This window comes from Macrococcus sp. PK (genome assembly GCF_022501545.1).
GTDB classification, from domain to species: domain Bacteria; phylum Bacillota; class Bacilli; order Staphylococcales; family Staphylococcaceae; genus Macrococcoides; species Macrococcoides epidermidis.
In genome coordinates this window covers 158,834-174,327 of the sequence record NZ_JAEPRF010000006.1, presented here as the reverse complement: position 1 = coordinate 174,327, position 15,494 = coordinate 158,834, and the positions used below count along the sequence as shown (strand labels likewise).

19 protein-coding genes are annotated in these 15,494 nt (G+C 33.3%); 17 read left to right on the top strand and 2 right to left on the bottom strand.

Annotation, left to right across the window (positions count from 1 at the left end):
• The coding region (locus JJJ02_RS05630; protein WP_240837646.1) for an IS3 family transposase at positions 1-229 on the top strand (229 nt) is incomplete at its 5' end.
• Positions 230-286: 57 nt separating this feature from the next.
• Here JJJ02_RS05630 and JJJ02_RS05625 read toward each other — a convergent pair.
• Positions 287-538 carry a ferredoxin gene (locus JJJ02_RS05625; RefSeq protein ID WP_099578285.1) on the bottom strand — a complete coding sequence of 84 codons (252 nt, stop codon included), beginning with the start codon at positions 536-538 and terminating at the stop codon, positions 287-289.
• A gap of 105 nt (positions 539-643) precedes the next feature.
• Here JJJ02_RS05625 and JJJ02_RS05620 point away from each other — a divergent pair, with 105 nt between their 5' ends.
• From JJJ02_RS05620 to JJJ02_RS05600, 5 genes are all read left to right on the top strand, one after another.
• Positions 644-1,597: a helix-turn-helix domain-containing protein gene (locus tag JJJ02_RS05620; protein WP_239243038.1), complete on the top strand. Its 954-nt coding sequence runs from the start codon at positions 644-646 to the stop codon at positions 1,595-1,597.
• Positions 1,594-3,021 carry a RecQ family ATP-dependent DNA helicase gene (locus JJJ02_RS05615; RefSeq protein ID WP_239243037.1) on the top strand — a complete coding sequence of 476 codons (1,428 nt, stop codon included), beginning with the start codon at positions 1,594-1,596 and terminating at the stop codon, positions 3,019-3,021. Before JJJ02_RS05620 ends, JJJ02_RS05615 begins: the two co-directional genes overlap by 4 nt.
• A gap of 62 nt (positions 3,022-3,083) precedes the next feature.
• Positions 3,084-4,262: a LysM peptidoglycan-binding domain-containing protein gene (locus tag JJJ02_RS13435; protein WP_240837904.1), complete on the top strand. Its 1,179-nt coding sequence runs from the start codon at positions 3,084-3,086 to the stop codon at positions 4,260-4,262.
• 23 nt (positions 4,263-4,285) lie between these two features.
• Entirely contained in the window at positions 4,286-4,927 is a 642-nt protein-coding gene (locus JJJ02_RS05605) for a CBS domain-containing protein (protein WP_133454872.1), read from the top strand.
• A gap of 48 nt (positions 4,928-4,975) precedes the next feature.
• Positions 4,976-5,950, top strand: coding sequence for a YpdA family putative bacillithiol disulfide reductase (locus tag JJJ02_RS05600; RefSeq protein ID WP_240837902.1), 975 nt, complete (start codon positions 4,976-4,978; stop codon positions 5,948-5,950).
• A 24-nt stretch (positions 5,951-5,974) separates the two neighbouring features.
• On the opposite strand, the gene JJJ02_RS05595 is transcribed toward JJJ02_RS05600, so the two are convergent.
• The gene (locus JJJ02_RS05595) at positions 5,975-6,937 is read right to left on the bottom strand and encodes an asparaginase (protein ID WP_239243034.1); all 963 of its coding nucleotides are present in this window, start codon (positions 6,935-6,937) and stop codon (positions 5,975-5,977) included.
• A gap of 75 nt (positions 6,938-7,012) precedes the next feature.
• On the opposite strand from JJJ02_RS05595, the gene cmk reads away from it, so the two are divergent.
• The 11 genes from cmk (at position 7,013) to ndk (ending at position 15,449) form a co-directional block, all read left to right on the top strand.
• Positions 7,013-7,669 (top strand): (d)CMP kinase, encoded by a 657-nt coding sequence (cmk, locus tag JJJ02_RS05590; RefSeq protein WP_240837900.1) that lies wholly within the window; start codon positions 7,013-7,015, stop codon positions 7,667-7,669.
• An 81-nt stretch (positions 7,670-7,750) separates the two neighbouring features.
• Positions 7,751-8,911: a 30S ribosomal protein S1 gene (gene rpsA, locus JJJ02_RS05585; protein ID WP_239243032.1), complete on the top strand. Its 1,161-nt coding sequence runs from the start codon at positions 7,751-7,753 to the stop codon at positions 8,909-8,911.
• A 127-nt stretch (positions 8,912-9,038) separates the two neighbouring features.
• On the top strand, positions 9,039-10,349 hold the full coding sequence (gene der, locus JJJ02_RS05580; RefSeq protein ID WP_133423234.1) for a ribosome biogenesis GTPase Der: 1,311 nt from the start codon (positions 9,039-9,041) through the stop codon (positions 10,347-10,349).
• Positions 10,350-10,361: 12 nt separating this feature from the next.
• Entirely contained in the window at positions 10,362-11,360 is a 999-nt protein-coding gene (locus tag JJJ02_RS05575) for an NAD(P)H-dependent glycerol-3-phosphate dehydrogenase (RefSeq protein WP_239243031.1), read from the top strand.
• A gap of 9 nt (positions 11,361-11,369) precedes the next feature.
• The gene (locus JJJ02_RS05570; protein WP_099578261.1) at positions 11,370-11,576 is read left to right on the top strand and encodes a DUF2768 family protein; all 207 of its coding nucleotides are present in this window, start codon (positions 11,370-11,372) and stop codon (positions 11,574-11,576) included.
• The gene (locus JJJ02_RS05565; protein WP_239243030.1) at positions 11,569-12,282 is read left to right on the top strand and encodes a hypothetical protein; all 714 of its coding nucleotides are present in this window, start codon (positions 11,569-11,571) and stop codon (positions 12,280-12,282) included. The genes JJJ02_RS05570 and JJJ02_RS05565 overlap by 8 nt, the downstream gene beginning before the upstream one ends.
• 120 nt (positions 12,283-12,402) lie before the next feature.
• Complete coding sequence (locus JJJ02_RS05560) at positions 12,403-12,675, top strand: HU family DNA-binding protein (RefSeq protein ID WP_096076444.1); 273 nt, start codon at positions 12,403-12,405, stop codon at positions 12,673-12,675.
• Between the two features lie 118 nt (positions 12,676-12,793).
• Positions 12,794-13,189 (top strand): hypothetical protein, encoded by a 396-nt coding sequence (locus JJJ02_RS05555; protein ID WP_239243029.1) that lies wholly within the window; start codon positions 12,794-12,796, stop codon positions 13,187-13,189.
• A gap of 40 nt (positions 13,190-13,229) precedes the next feature.
• A complete protein-coding gene (locus JJJ02_RS05550) occupies positions 13,230-13,937 on the top strand; it encodes a demethylmenaquinone methyltransferase (RefSeq protein ID WP_239243065.1) in 708 nt (235 codons plus the stop codon).
• A 21-nt stretch (positions 13,938-13,958) separates the two neighbouring features.
• On the top strand, positions 13,959-14,930 hold the full coding sequence (hexs-b, locus tag JJJ02_RS05545; RefSeq protein WP_240837898.1) for a hexaprenyl-diphosphate synthase large subunit: 972 nt from the start codon (positions 13,959-13,961) through the stop codon (positions 14,928-14,930).
• A gap of 72 nt (positions 14,931-15,002) precedes the next feature.
• Positions 15,003-15,449: a nucleoside-diphosphate kinase gene (gene ndk, locus JJJ02_RS05540; RefSeq protein ID WP_240837896.1), complete on the top strand. Its 447-nt coding sequence runs from the start codon at positions 15,003-15,005 to the stop codon at positions 15,447-15,449.
• Positions 15,450-15,494 lie beyond the last annotated feature (45 nt).

Below are 15,494 nucleotides of genomic sequence, written 5' to 3'. Positions count from 1 at the left end.
TCAAAGCATGTCTAGAAAAGGTAATTGTCTAGATAATTCTCCAATGGAGAATTTCTTTGGAATATTGAAACAAGAAATGTTTTATGGTGAATCATTTGATTCGTATGATGAGTTAGAAGAGGAAATTAATGATTATATGGAATATTATAATTTCGTCAGAAAGAAGAGAAAATTAAAAAGCAAGACTCCTGTAGAATACAGAAATCTTGCTTTAATGAAAGTAGCTTAATAAAAAGTTCAACTTTTTGGGTTCACTACAATTTGAACTTCAAGCTTTTTAATATTATTATTCAAATTTAAGCGCGTCGCCATCGAATGATTCATCTGCAACTTTAATTGAATCAGTGGGACATCCTTCAAATGCATCGATCATATCTTCTTCTAATTCTTCCGGTATTTCCTGAGTTCCTTGGTTATCATCTAAAATAACATAGGCAATACCTTCATCATCATAATCGTATATATCAGGTGCTGCTGCACCACAAGCACCGCAAGCGATACATGTATCCATATCAACGATCGTATATTTACCTGCCATATTTTTTCGCCTCCTCACACTTTCATGCTACACTAGTTATAACATACATAACTATTTTAGTGATAGTTAAGCACATTTTCAACAAAAATATTTCAGGGTGACAAAATGAAATCGATTAATCGTTATATAAAGTCGCATTACTTACCAGACAAATCAGTTAAAAGTTTATGGAAATTATTAATTGGTGCAAGAACTCAGCAAACTTATTTCGACGCAGTGATGCAGGATTTATTACCAGTTTATGAATTGTATCCAAATGTTTCATTTGAGGCTGTCACTCGACTCGTTCGTAATGATAGTGAGGAAAATATCAGTATTAATAATAATCTCAAACTATATCCATATTTTTACTATGCAAGTGAGCTATCTTTTTCTTCATTTGTATTATTGCTTCAAACAGTTTCAGAATATCTCTATCATTCTTCTGACTATTTACCAAGTTCAAATCGTTTATTTATACAACAACATGTTAAGCAACTATTTACGAAAATTAAAAAAGAAGATCAATTTATTCACTTAGCCCAGGAAGTTGATGATTTATCGCAGTATATCTTTAAATCAACTGGTAGCTGTTATTTTATACATTTTCTGCATGGTCATCAAATAAGACCTGATAGTTATGAACAATTATCTAAACAATTTAACTTAAGTATTGATGAGATAAAATCACAAATGATCACCGAAAAGAATTTGATGCTTCATGCATTTAAGACGCGTGAATATAAGTTATTAAGTTATTTATATGTCAGAACGCCACTGCATATCAACACGAGTGATACGTATCGGCGATTAATTAATGGCGACTCAATAGATATGATTCAGCGAAATAAATCAGTAAGAATACATACGATACAGGATCATATTATTGAAATATTGATTAAAGACTATCCTCTGGATGTTTCAAATTATCTATCAGAACAAGAATATATAACCATCAAAGAAATTATCGAAAACAATCGATACGGGAAACTAAAGACATTGTATGAAATTTCGCCGATAAAGGATTATTTCAAACTAAAAATCGCAATCGTAAAATATAAAATGGAGCAATGCAAATGAATGCAATCAATAAAATTTTACAAGAAACTTTTGGTATAGAAAGCTTACGAGAAAATCAAGTTGAAATTGTACAAAAGATTCTCGATGGTAAAGATGTACTAGCTTTACTACCTACAGGTTCTGGGAAATCTCTAACTTTCCAATTGCCGATGCTGGTAAATAATAAAAAGACCATAGTCATATCGCCATTAATTGCATTAATGGAAGATCAGGTTATGCAGCTTAAACAAAAAAAGATCAAAGCATGCTGTATACATAGTCAGTTAGATGATATGGACAAACAATTATTACTATCTCGTATTGAGACATATGATTTTATATATTGTTCACCTGAATGGCTGGTTACAAATGGTCTGAATTATTTAAAGCACTATCGTTGCGAAGCAATTGTAATAGATGAGGCACATTGTATCTCTGAATGGGGGTATGAATTCCGCCCCCATTATTTGATGATTGATGAAATTGTGTCTTATTATGATGCACAGGTTATTGCATTAACTGCCACTGCAAACGATCAAGTGATATATGATATTCAGCACGTTATTAAAAGAAAATTAACAGTAATGGATTATTTAACGGAAAGAGAGAATATCTTTTTATCCGTAGTAAATACAAATGATGATGCAGACAAACTGTCCTTTATTTTAGAAACTTTAAAAGCATCTGCTGCAACTGTTATTTATTTTTCTTCAAAGAAACAAGTTGAATACGTGTATAGATATCTTTTAGAACAAGGGATAATGGTAGAACGCTATCATGCAGATATGCAATATGAAGAAAGAATGTCAGTACAACAACGCTTTATGAATGATGAAATACAGGTGATTTGTGCGACGAATGCATTTGGTATGGGTGTTAATAAATCAAATATTAGAACAGTAATACATTATCATATGCCTAAATCTATTTTTCAGTTTATTCAGGAGATAGGTAGAGGAGGGAGAGATGGTGAATTATCACAATCTATATTATTATATAGTCCAAATGATGAGATTCTTCCATACCGTCTTAATGAATTAAATGAATTGATGCATACTGAGATAGATTTATATTTTCAAGGTGCAGCACTAACTGAAGAAAAGCAGGAATTAATGAATATACTTTCAGCAAAGTATAACAGAGAAGAAATATTACGAAAAATTAGGCAACACCAGTATATGAAGCGAACAGCATTGACACAAATGATTGAATACATTAATGAAAAAAACTGTTTCACACAAAAATTAAATCAATCCAGTTTAAACAAACAAAATGTAAGAGATTTAAAAAATATAAAGCATGATAATATATTAAAGTGTAAAAGTTGTGCGCAATGCAATGAACAAGTTAAAATCTTCTTTGAACAGCAAAATTATCATGTTCAAAAAAAGTTCGGAAAAACGCTTCTAAATCAACTGTTTAATGATTTATATGTCTTTACTTAAGGAGCATATTTTGTCTATAATAAGTATGTATTATTAAAATTATAATTAAGTAGGTGGATATTGTGTCAAGAGATAATTTCAAAGATGAATTTGAAAAGAGTAAACAAAAAATTGAACGTGAAAGCCATGAATTGACAGACCAAGATCAAACTGTTGAAAATGAAACAGTTAATGATGATAAAGTTGATAGTAATCAAGCAAATAAAGCTGAATCAAATGAAATTTTTCCACCACGCGGCGCTTCAAGAAGAAATCGTTCACAGGAAAGAAAAAACCGTGAAAAATCAATTCAACCCGATGAAAAAGTAACTTATGATGCGCAAACAGATAAAAATACTGTTGAAACTAAGGAAGAAGCGGTAAAAGAAAATAAAAAAAGAGATCGCTCAATTATCGCATCAGCTACAGGTGTTGGCGGAAGCGTAGTTGGAAATGTTGCTTCAAATAAAAGTGGAATTCATGGCAATAAAAATACAGCTCAGCAACAGACAGAAAAGGAAGTATCACAAAAAGAATCTAATAATAAGAAGAAAAAAGCTGCTGCAGGTGCAGCGGTAGTTGGTGCGGGTGCAACAGGTACTGCCGCAGCTGCAACATCAGCTAATAAAAAGCAGCATGACCATAAAGAGATTGAAGACAAAAAAGAAGATGATGGTAATGGAATGAAGAAGTATCTACCGTTTCTTGCAGCGATATTATTGTTGATTCCTATTATTTTCTTATTAAGTAACTTTATTAATAATCAGGATGAAGGTAAACCTAAAACAGAAGAAGTTGTTGTTAACAAAGGTAAAGAAAATAAAGATAAAACTGCAGCAACTAAATCAACAGAAGAAAAAGCATCAGAAGAAAAAGTGGCAGAAGAAAATAATAAAACGACGGAAGATGCTACGACAGAAAGTGCAGTAGCAGAGAAAGAAAGCACTGAAGATACTGCTACAAATTCAAATGATAGCAATACATCAACTAATAATAATGCAGCATTAACAAACAATAACGATGCATCAACAAACAATAGTAATTCAACTACAAACAACAATGCTGATAATGCTACTTCTTCAAATAATACGGGAACAAATGGTGGTGCATCACATGTTGTTGGTGCAAAAGAAAACTTATACCGTATAGCAATTAAATATTATGGAAGTGGATCTCCGGAAAACGTTGAGAAAATCAGAAGAGCAAACGGCATTTCTGGTAACAATCTTTCTGCAGGTCAAACTTTAGTAATACCAGAATAACTATATACAAAGGGGATGGATTTATGTATTTAAAAACGATAATGATTCCGAAAGAAAAATGTTACGTAGCAAATCCAAATGACACAATTAAAAGTGTTTTGGATAAATTAGAACATCATGGTATTGATGGTATGCCTGTAGTAGAAGAAGGAAAATATCTAGGTACAGCAACGAAATACGACATATTTAGACATTTCTTCTTTATGAAAACACCGAAATTACGTGATGAATTTATGGAAGAAACTAAAATCGGTGAAATCTTAACTTTAGACGAATATAGTGTGAATGACACAACTTTCTTTGAAGAATCATTCTTAACATTACAGGATTTTCCAATTTTGAGTATTATCAATGATCGCAAAGAATTTTTAGGTGTTGTAACACGTTATGACGTTATGGAACAATTTAAATCTGCATTTGGTATGAGTAAACCTGGTGTTCGTATCGCGATTACTTCTATTGATGCAGAAGGACGTATTAAACGTCTTGCTTCAGCTTTATCTAAATTTAAATTAAATGCCATTTCGTTTGTAACATTTGATGAAACAGACAAAATGCATCGCAGAATGATTGTTAAAGTTGAAGATCATAAAAATATCAAGAAGTTTACTAAATATTTAAAGCAAAATGGATTTAAAGTATTAGATATTCAGGAAGATAATTAATTAAAGGGGACTCTAAATTGAGTCTCTTTTTTTCGGAAGGTGAAAAGAGTGATTAAGATTGAAAGTATAATTATTGGCGCAGGTCCTTGTGGGTTATCAGCGAGTATTGAACAAAAAAAAGCTGGTATTGAAAACATCGTCATTGAAAAAGGAAATGTGGTAGAAGCAATCTACAATTATCCAACCCATCAAACTTTCTTCTCGACAAGTGAAAAACTAGGCATCGGTGATGTACCATTTATTGTTGAAGAACATAAGCCTAAAAGAAATCAGGCTTTAGTTTATTATCGCGAAGTGGTTAAGCACCACGATTTAACAATACATGCGAATGAAGAAGTATTAAAGGTTGAGAAGATGAATGATAGCTTCATCGTAAGTACAACGAAATCAACATATGAATGTACATATGTAACGGTTGCAACTGGTTACTATGGACAACATAATACACTCGACGTACCAGGAAGTGACTTATCAAAAGTTCATCACTATTTTAAGGAGGCACATCCATATTTTGATCAGGATGTCCTCATTATTGGCGGAAAGAATTCTGCGATAGATGCTGCACTAGAACTTGAGAAAGCGGGTGCTCGCGTTACTGCAGTGTATAGAGGAAGTACTTATTCTAAAAGTGTGAAACCGTGGATTTTACCGCTTTATGAATCTCTTGTTAATCATGAAAAAATTAAGCTATATTTTGATAGTTGTGTGAAAGATATTGATGAAACTAGTGTTACGATTAATACGCCTAACGGTGAAATAACTGTAAAAAATGATACAGTATTTGCAATGATCGGTTATCATCCTGACTATGAATTTTTAGCATCAATGGGCATTGAACTGGTGACAAATGAATTTGGTACAGCACCATTTTATGATCGCGAAACAATGGAAACAAGTATAGAAAATCTATATATCGCAGGCGTAATTGCAGCGGGGAATGATGCGAATACTATTTTCATTGAGAATGGTAAATTTCACGGTGGCATGATCGCAGAAAGCATTATTTATAAAAAGTCAAAATAAAAATAGGACAGTGATGTCCTATTTTTATTTGCTGAAATAAGTATTTAATGCTTCCTGGTCTAAATTATTGCTTAAAGCTATCAAAAGTTTAAGTCTTGCTTTCTGGCCGTTTAATCCATTCGAGAAAATAAGTCCTTTTTCTTTTAATTCATAGCCGCCACCCTCATAGTGATATGTATTACTTGCTATGCCGTTAAAACAGCGAGATACAAGTACTACTGGGATTTTTGCATCAATCAGTTTATTGATGCCGGCTAAACTTGAAGGTGGTAAATTGCCTTGACCAAGTGCTTCAATTACTAAGCCATCGTAGTTTTTATCTACAAAGAAAGAAAGCAATGCTTCATCAAGGTCGCTATGTGCCTTAATTAATCCAACTTTCTTTGTTTCATCTACTTTTACAAGTGGATGATTGAGTATCGGTAAGTGGTGAAAATAAACATTGTTTTTAGTAACAATACCGAGAGGTCCGTAATTGGGACTCTGGAACGTACTCGTGTTAGATGTGTGTGTTTTAGTGACGTTTGTGGCGCTATGAATTTCATCGTTAAATACGACTAATACGCCTTTATTTTGACTTGCTTCATGACATGCGACTTTTATCGCAGAAATATAGTTATATAATCCATCTGATCCAATCTCATTTGAAGAGCGCATTGCACCAGTTAATATGACCGGAATACTTACATTCAGTGTTAAATCCAGAAAATATGCTGTTTCTTCTAATGTATCAGTACCATGAGTGATTACAATACCATCATAATTCTCGTTATAGATTTCCTGAATGATCTTTTTTCTTAATTCATTCATATGTTGAATAGTGATGTGTGGAGATGGCACTTGAAAAGGGTGGATTTCAGTAATATTTGCATAGGTATCCAACTGGATATTTGACATAGGATTAACATCATTTGTTGTAACAAATCCTTCAGCATTTTCAGACATACTGATTGTACCACCAGTATGCATCACAAGAATATTTTTCATATTTATCCTCCAAATATACAACGTATAACTACTATGATAAAATAATTAAGATTAAACGACAAGGTAGGTAATAAGATGAAAAAGATAAATATTGCAGTGGATGGTCCTGCTGCAGCTGGTAAAAGTACCATTGCAAAACTTGTCGCATCTGAACTTGGCATGGTTTATGTCGATACAGGTGCGATGTATCGTGCTATAACACTTGCACATTTAGCACAACCTGAAGTAGATTTTGAAACACTTGTCCAAAATATAAATTTAAAAATTGTCAATGATAACGGTCAAAAAATTTATTTAAATGGAGAAGATGTTTCAGAACGCATTCGAGAAAATGATGTAACTTTAAATGTAAGTCATGTTGCAAGTCAAAAAGCTGTAAGAGAGAAACTTGTGGGTATACAGCAGGAAATGACAGCTGCAAAGGGTGTTGTGATGGATGGTCGTGATATCGGTACGCATGTTATCCCAGATGCGGAACTTAAGGTATATATGATAGCGTCTGTAACTGAACGTGCTGAAAGAAGACTTAAAGATAATCAGCAGCGTGGCATTGAAGCAAATTTCGAAGATCTCGTTAAAGACATGGAACGTCGTGATCATCTCGACATGACACGCGAAATTTCACCTTTAGTTAAAGCGAATGATGCGATTGAAATTGATACAACTGGTATGACGATAGAAGCGGTGAAAGATAACATCATTACATTAGCACGTGAAATTATCGATAAATAAAGCGAATTTCTTGACTTTATCGTCGATTTATAAGAAGTTTATTATAAGCTATAAGCTGTAAACTTTGAGGAGGCGTTCCTAATGACAGAAGAATTTAACGAAAACATGATTTTAGAAATTAATGAAGGTGACAAAGTAAAAGGCACTGTTCAATCAATTGAAGAGAAACATGTTGTATTACAATTAGATGGTGCTAAATATGATGGAATCATTCCAATCAGTCAATTATCAAGCTTACGCGTTGAAAATGCGGAAGATGTTGTAAAAGTTGGCGATGAAATTGAAGCATATGTGACTAAGATTGAAGACAAAGAAGAAGATGGTCACTACATTTTATCTAAACGTAAATTAGATGAATCTGAATCATTCGAAACCTTACAACAAAAGTTTGAGAATGGAGAAACTTTAGAAGCTGAAGTTAAAGAAGCTGTTAAAGGTGGATTAGTTGTAGATGTTGGTTTACGTGGATTCATCCCGGCATCATTAATTTCTACAAGCTATATTGAAGATTTCTCTGATTATGTTGGAAAAGTATTAACATTAAAAATTGAAGAGTTAGATCAAGAAAAAAATAGAGTAATCTTAAATCATAAAGTGATTGAAGCTGAAGAAAACAAAGCTTTAAAATCAGAACGTCTACAAAATCTAGAAGAAGGTGCAGTGGTTGAAGGTGAAGTGCTTCGCATGACAAATTTCGGTGCTTTCGTTGATATTGGCGATGTAGATGGTTTAGTTCATATTTCTCAAATTACACATGACCATATTGATAAAGTAGAAGATGCATTATCAGTAGGTGATAAAGTAAAAGTTAAAATTTTAAGTGTTGATCCAGAAAATGAACGTGTGTCATTATCAATTAAAGCTGCTTTACCTGGGCCATTTGAAACAATTGATGAAAAATTCAAAGTTGGAGATGTGGTTGAAGGTGAAGTAATGCGTTTAGCGAACTTCGGTGCATTTGTTGAGATTGACAAAGGTTTACAAGGTCTTGTTCATATTTCACAAATTAGCCATGAACATATCGGAAATCCAAATGAAGTATTAGAAGCTGGTCAAAAAGTTAAAGTTAAAATCTTAGATATTAATAAAGATGAAAAACGTATTGGATTATCAATTAAAGCAACTGAAGAACAAACTGAAGACTTTGATACTTCTTATTTAAATAATCAAACTACAACGGATGAAGACGCACCAACTTTAGGTGATGTTTTCGGAGATAAATTTAAAGGTTTAAATTTATAATATGTAAAATACATGTCGATATGTATACAGATTATACTGTATACATATCGGCATTTTTTATATCGATTTGATAAACACACTTTCTGTGTTAAAATAGAACAGATATTATTTGAGAGGAAGAACTAAATTGACAAAACCAACAATAGCAATTGTAGGCCGAGCGAATGTCGGGAAATCTACAATTTTTAATAGGATTATAGGAGAGCGTGTTTCAATTGTAGAAGATACGCCGGGGATTACGAGAGATAGAATTTATTCAAGCGGAGAATGGTTGACGCATGAATTTAACATTATTGATACAGGCGGTATAGAACTTGGAGACGAACCATTCCAGGAACAAATTCGCGCACAAGCTGAGATTGCAATCGATGAGGCAGATGTCATCATATTTATGGTCAATGGACGTGATGGTATTACGATTGAAGATGAATTTGTTGCAAAATTATTATTCAAATCAAGTAAACCAGTCGTGCTTGCGGTTAATAAAATTGATAATCCTGAAATGCGTTCTGATATATATGAGTTTTATTCATTAGGATTTGGAGAACCCTTCCCAATTTCGGGCTCTCACGGGCTAGGTATCGGTGATTTATTAGATGAAGCTAGTAAACATTTCCCTGAACAACCTGAAGAGGAATATGATGATAATGTCATTAAATTCTCTTTAATTGGTCGCCCAAATGTAGGTAAATCTAGTTTAATTAATGCAATATTAGGTGAAGAACGTGTAATCGTATCACCTATTGCAGGAACAACACGTGATGCAATTGACACGGTTTATACATTTGAAGATCAGGAATACGTTATGATTGATACTGCTGGTATGCGTAAAAAAGGTAAAGTATATGAAACAACTGAACGTTATTCAGTACTGAGAGCTTTAAAAGCGATAGAAAGATCAAATGTTGTGTTAGTCGTGCTTGATGCTGATACAGGTATTATCGAGCAGGATAAGAAAATTGCGGGCTATGCACATGAAGCAGGTAAAGCAGTTGTCATCGTTGTGAATAAATGGGATACCGTCGAAAAAGATTCTAAAACGATGAAGAAATTTGAAGATAAAGTGAGAGAGAACTTCCAATTTTTAGATTATGCGCGAATTGCGTTCGTTTCTGCACTTGAAGGTAAACGATTAAAAACATTATTCCCATTCATCAATGAAGCAGGTGAAAATCACCGTAAACGTGTTCAAAGTAGTACTTTAAATGAAGTTATAACAGATGCTGTTGCGATGAATCCAACGCCAACACATAATGGCAGTCGATTAAATATATTCTATTCAACTCAAGTTGCTATCGAACCACCGACATTTGTTGTTTTTGTAAATGATGTAGAAATGATGCATTTCTCATATAAACGATTCCTTGAAAATAGAATAAGAGCAGCATTTGGATTTGAGGGCACACCAGTTCATATTATTGCCCGCAAACGAAACTAAGGGGTGTAATTAATGACAAACGTTTCTGTAATTGGTACCGGAAGCTGGGGTACTGCACTAGCAAATGTCCTCGCTGATAACGGTCATAATTGTCTGATGTGGGGTAAAACTGAAGCGACAATTAATGAATTAAATGAACAACATACGAATCATAAATATTTACCTGCGGCACAATTGAATAACTCTTTAAAAGCAACAACTGATTTGAAACAAGCAGTGCATCATGCTGAAATATTAATTTTAGCTGTTCCGACAAAAGCGATACGTTCTGTAACGGCTCAAATCAATGATGTAAGTGAAGCACCAAAAATAATCATACATGTTTCCAAGGGTATCGAACCTTTAACTTTTAAACGTATCTCTGAAATGATTGAAGAGGAAATGAATACTGCGCTATTAAAAGGTGTAGGTGTATTAAGTGGTCCAAGTCATGCAGAGGAAGTCGCCGTTAAACAACCGACAACGGTAGCAGTTGCATCAAAAGATATATCTGTTGCTCGTATCGCACAGGATTTATTTATGAATGAATATTTTAGAGTATACACTAACGATGATTTAATCGGTGTAGAAATCGGTGGTGCCTTAAAAAATATTATTGCATTAGCAGCAGGTATTACAGATGGTTTAGGTTATGGTGATAATGCTAAAGCTGCACTTATGACACGTGGTTTAGCGGAAATTACGAGACTTGGTACTAAGATGGGTGCAGATCCAATGACATTTTTAGGTTTAGCTGGAATTGGAGATTTAATTGTAACATGTACATCAGTACATTCACGTAACTGGAAGTGCGGGAATATGCTTGGTAAAGGAGCTACTCTAGATGAAGCATTAGCTCAGATGGGGATGGTTGTTGAAGGTGTTAGAACTACTGAAGCAGCTTATGAAATGTCTAAAGCTTTTAATGTTGAAATGCCGATAACTTCTGCGCTCTATAAATTATTATTTGAAGGATTAGATGTTAATACGGGTGTCATGGAACTCATGAGCCGAGAAAAAAAGAATGAATAGAGGGAAATTATGTTCAATATATCTAAAATGGACCTAATGTGGGTTTCTTTTTATTCATTAGGTCTTATGTTACTTGCTATGATGTTAATTTACGTAGCGCGTTTTAAAGTAAAAAATAAAATTTTAAATGTAATTGTTACCGGCTTAGCTTATATTGCGCTCATTATAAGTGCATTACTCATGTTTGTCGTGTTAGGTGGGTCAAGCCATGGGTAAAAGAATTATTGGATTATTGCTTGTAGTATCATTTATCTTATCAGGTTGTATGTATCCGAAAGAAGAACTTGCTCAAAATCAAGTAGCGCCTGAAGATCAATTAAAAATGGTACAAAGTGCTGTCGATAGCTATCAAAAAGATAGTGGAGGTTTACTCCCGATTAAAGAAAGAGATATGTCTTATGAGATTTATTTAAAACATCCAGTCGATTTTGAAAAATTAAAACCAAAATATTTATCACAATTACCAGGAAGTTCTTTTGAAATGGGAGGCTACTATCAATACGTTTTAATGGATGTAGAAAAAAATCCTACTGTTAAATTAATCGACTTAAGAACTTCTGAAGCTTTGAAAAATTTAAGGATACGACTTGAGACAAAATCGGATACGCTTGCTTTAGGCAAAAAAATTGGACCGAACCTTTATAAGATAGACTATAAAAAATACGGACTAAAAAAGTATCCAACAGTAAAAAGTCCATATAGTGATGAAAGTCTACCGATATATATTAATGGTGGTAATGAATTTAAAATCGATTATACGATTGATCTTGGTAAAAAGATTAATGAAAATAATCTTAAGTTAAAGAAAGGTACAGATATCAGATACATTCTTTACAAGGATTCTCCAGTATTACCAGCATATTCTGTTCCATATACAATAAATGAGAAAAATGAACCAATTTTCAGAACAGTTCAGCATTAAAATGAAAAATTTATTCATTTTTTTGTATTAATCGTTGCAGTGACAACGTTTATTATGTTAAAGTCATTACAGAATGATACTTTCGTATCATTTACATAACCTTTGGGGAGGTGAATTGACGTGAATAAAACAGACTTAATCAATGCGGTTTCAGAAAGTGCTAACTTAACTAAAAAAGAAGCAGGTTTAGCTGTTGATGCTGTTTTTGAATCAATTCAAAAATCATTATCAAATGGTGAGAAAGTACAATTAATCGGTTTTGGTAACTTTGAAGTTCGTGAACGTGCTGCTCGTAAGGGTCGTAACCCACAAACTGGTAAAGAAATCGATATTCCAGCTAGTAAAGTCCCAGCATTTAAAGCTGGTAAAGCATTAAAAGACGCAGTTAAATAATTGTGTTATAAAAAGCCCGAATAGGGCTTTTTATTTTTGTCCTAATCGGTTTAATCTTGTTTAAATTTTCTATTATTAAGTTATAATAGAAAAAGAATAAACGATAGAGGTAAAGACGATGAGCTTTTATGAAAGATTCCTAAACGATATTGACCAATTAAAGAAGCGATATCCCTTTTTCGAAATGATACAAGTCAACCAGGATATATTAGCACAAACGAAATTGTTAGATCTTGATGATCAAACGAAATGTGCGATACTTGCGATTGACACAAGTATGCGCATGCAGGATATGGTGGATGATAGCAATAAAGATCGATATGTGCTCTCAACCGATTTATTAAGTGCATTATTCTATCGTTATTTAGCATCACCTTTCCAACAAACGCAATATCAAGTACTTACTGAATGTGTTGCAAGACAAAATGAACTTAAGCAACTATATTCGCAGTCAAATGATCCTGAAGTGAAAGAAAAAATCGATAATATTTTTGTAATGCCTTTTATGGCTTAACTATACATAAATGAAAGTGGTGGCTTAAATGTCAAAACCAATGACAAGCGAAGAAAAAACTGAAATGGTACATAACGTCTTTCAAAACGTTTCAACAAAATATGATAAATTAAATGACATTATTAGTTTCAATCAACATAAAGAATGGCGTAAATATACGATGAAGCAAATGAAAGTGAAAAAAGGGTCGAAAGCTTTAGATGTTTGTTGCGGTACAGGTGACTGGACGATACAGATGGCTAATGCGGTTGGACCAGGCGGTCACGTAACCGGCCTTGACTTTAGTGAGAATATGCTCGAAGTAGCGAAGACGAAAGTAAAGGGCTATGACAATATAGAGCTGATTCATGGAAATGCAATGGATATGCCTTTTGAAGATAATCAATTTGATTATGTAACCATTGGATTTGGTTTAAGAAACTTACCGGACTTTGAAAAAGGATTGGCAGAAATTTATCGTGTCTTAAAACCAGGTGGCATGATTGTGATTTTAGAAACAAGTCATCCAACCATGCCTGTTTTTAAAGAAGGTTATACGTTGTATTTCAAATATGTTATGCCATTGTTTGGAAAAGTATTTGCAAAATCAATGAAAGAATATAGCTGGTTACAACAATCAGCTTTTGATTTCCCTGATAAATATACATTAGCAAAATTAATGGCAGGTGTGGGTTTTACCCATATTAAATTTAAAGGATTTACTGGTGGCGTAAGTGCGATGCATAAAGCTTACAAACCTAAGAAATAATAAAAGAAATGGATGGTTGCAATGAGTTATAAGTCATATTTAAAACCACATATCACAAGAGTTGAAGCGCATTTGAATCAAGTTATCCATAGCAACTCAAATGTGATACAACAGGCAAGTATGCATACATTGCAATCAGGTGGCAAACGTGTCAGACCGATGTTTGTCTTACTAACGGGTCTGATGGGTGATGATAAATATTATGAAAATCTATTAAATACTGCTGTAAGCTTAGAATTAATTCATATGGCAAGTTTAGTTCATGATGACTATATTGACAATAGTGATAAACGTCGTGGCGTAATGAGTGTCCATACTGCATTTGATAAAGATATTGCACTTCGAACAGGTCACTTTTTACTGGCTAAAGCATTAATAAATATTAGTGATATTAATCAAACAGATTTTCATAAAGTATTTAGTCAGACCATTCTGGAAGTATGTTTCGGAGAGTTTGATCAGATGGCAGATCGATTCCAATATCCAATATCATTTACACAATATTTACGTCGTATTAATCGTAAAACTGCGATATTAATTGAAGCCAGTTGTGTACTTGGTGCGATGAGTACTTATGTTGAACGATCATCATTATTTCATATTCGCAAATTTGGGCATTATATCGGCATGAGCTATCAGATTATAGATGATATGTTGGATTATACAAGTGATGAAATAACATTAGGTAAGCCAGTTGCTAGCGATATTCGTAATGGACATATCACATATCCATTAATGGCAGCTATAAATAATAAAGATAATCCTAAAAGATTAAAGTTAGAACAAACTATCATCAATCTGGAAAATAAACAAAACGAAGCGATATTTGAATTCATTATCATCAATGTTAGAAGTTATGGCATTGAAGCTACTAAACGCTTAAGTAAACAGTATGCGGAGAAAGCAAGATATCATTTAAATCAATTACCAGATAGCGAAGAAAAAAAGCATCTTCTGGAAATACATGAAAAAATGCTTTACCGTGTATATTAGGAATTGAAAGAAATCGCTTACAATGATAAAATATTCTAGGCTACACAAAAAACAATGAGGTAGGGATAAATAATGGAAAAAACTTTCTTAATGATTAAACCTGATGGCGTAGGACGAGGACTTGTTGGAGAAATCGTAAAACGCATCGAAAACAAAGGGATTAAAATTGTAGGTGCTAAATTAATGACAGTGTCTGAAGATTTAGCAAAGACACATTATGGTGAACATAGTGAAAAACCTTTCTTCGGAGAATTAGTTGATTTCATTACTTCTGGACCAGTTTTTGCAATGGTTTTAGAAGGGGAGAATGTAGTGGAAATTGGACGTACATTAGTTGGTAAAACTAATCCTGCTGAAAGTGCACCAGGAACAATTCGTGGTGACTATGGTATGACAGTTGGTAAAAATATTATCCACGGTTCTGATTCAGTAGCATCGGCGGAAAAAGAAATCGCATTATGGTTCAAACAAGAAGAAATTATAGATTACAACTTAGTTACATCTACTTGGGTGTATTAATTCATAAGATAGACAGTTATCATTTTGATGACTGTCTTTTTTTTA

What these genes read in the sequence shown, in the direction of transcription:
- JJJ02_RS05625 (WP_099578285.1), bottom strand. Translation starts at nt 538, where the DNA reads ATGGCAGGTAAATATACGATCGTTGATATGGATACATGTATCGCTTGC.
- JJJ02_RS05620 (WP_239243038.1), top strand. Translation starts at nt 644, where the DNA reads ATGAAATCGATTAATCGTTATATAAAGTCGCATTACTTACCAGACAAA.
- JJJ02_RS05615 (WP_239243037.1), top strand. Translation starts at nt 1,594, where the DNA reads ATGAATGCAATCAATAAAATTTTACAAGAAACTTTTGGTATAGAAAGC.
- JJJ02_RS05605 (WP_133454872.1), top strand. Translation starts at nt 4,286, where the DNA reads ATGTATTTAAAAACGATAATGATTCCGAAAGAAAAATGTTACGTAGCA.
- JJJ02_RS05595 (WP_239243034.1), bottom strand. Translation starts at nt 6,937, where the DNA reads ATGAAAAATATTCTTGTGATGCATACTGGTGGTACAATCAGTATGTCT.
- cmk (WP_240837900.1), top strand. Translation starts at nt 7,013, where the DNA reads ATGAAAAAGATAAATATTGCAGTGGATGGTCCTGCTGCAGCTGGTAAA.
- rpsA (WP_239243032.1), top strand. Translation starts at nt 7,751, where the DNA reads ATGACAGAAGAATTTAACGAAAACATGATTTTAGAAATTAATGAAGGT.
- JJJ02_RS05575 (WP_239243031.1), top strand. Translation starts at nt 10,362, where the DNA reads ATGACAAACGTTTCTGTAATTGGTACCGGAAGCTGGGGTACTGCACTA.
- JJJ02_RS05570 (WP_099578261.1), top strand. Translation starts at nt 11,370, where the DNA reads ATGTTCAATATATCTAAAATGGACCTAATGTGGGTTTCTTTTTATTCA.
- JJJ02_RS05565 (WP_239243030.1), top strand. Translation starts at nt 11,569, where the DNA reads ATGGGTAAAAGAATTATTGGATTATTGCTTGTAGTATCATTTATCTTA.
- JJJ02_RS05555 (WP_239243029.1), top strand. Translation starts at nt 12,794, where the DNA reads ATGAGCTTTTATGAAAGATTCCTAAACGATATTGACCAATTAAAGAAG.
- JJJ02_RS05550 (WP_239243065.1), top strand. Translation starts at nt 13,230, where the DNA reads ATGACAAGCGAAGAAAAAACTGAAATGGTACATAACGTCTTTCAAAAC.
- hexs-b (WP_240837898.1), top strand. Translation starts at nt 13,959, where the DNA reads ATGAGTTATAAGTCATATTTAAAACCACATATCACAAGAGTTGAAGCG.
- ndk (WP_240837896.1), top strand. Translation starts at nt 15,003, where the DNA reads ATGGAAAAAACTTTCTTAATGATTAAACCTGATGGCGTAGGACGAGGA.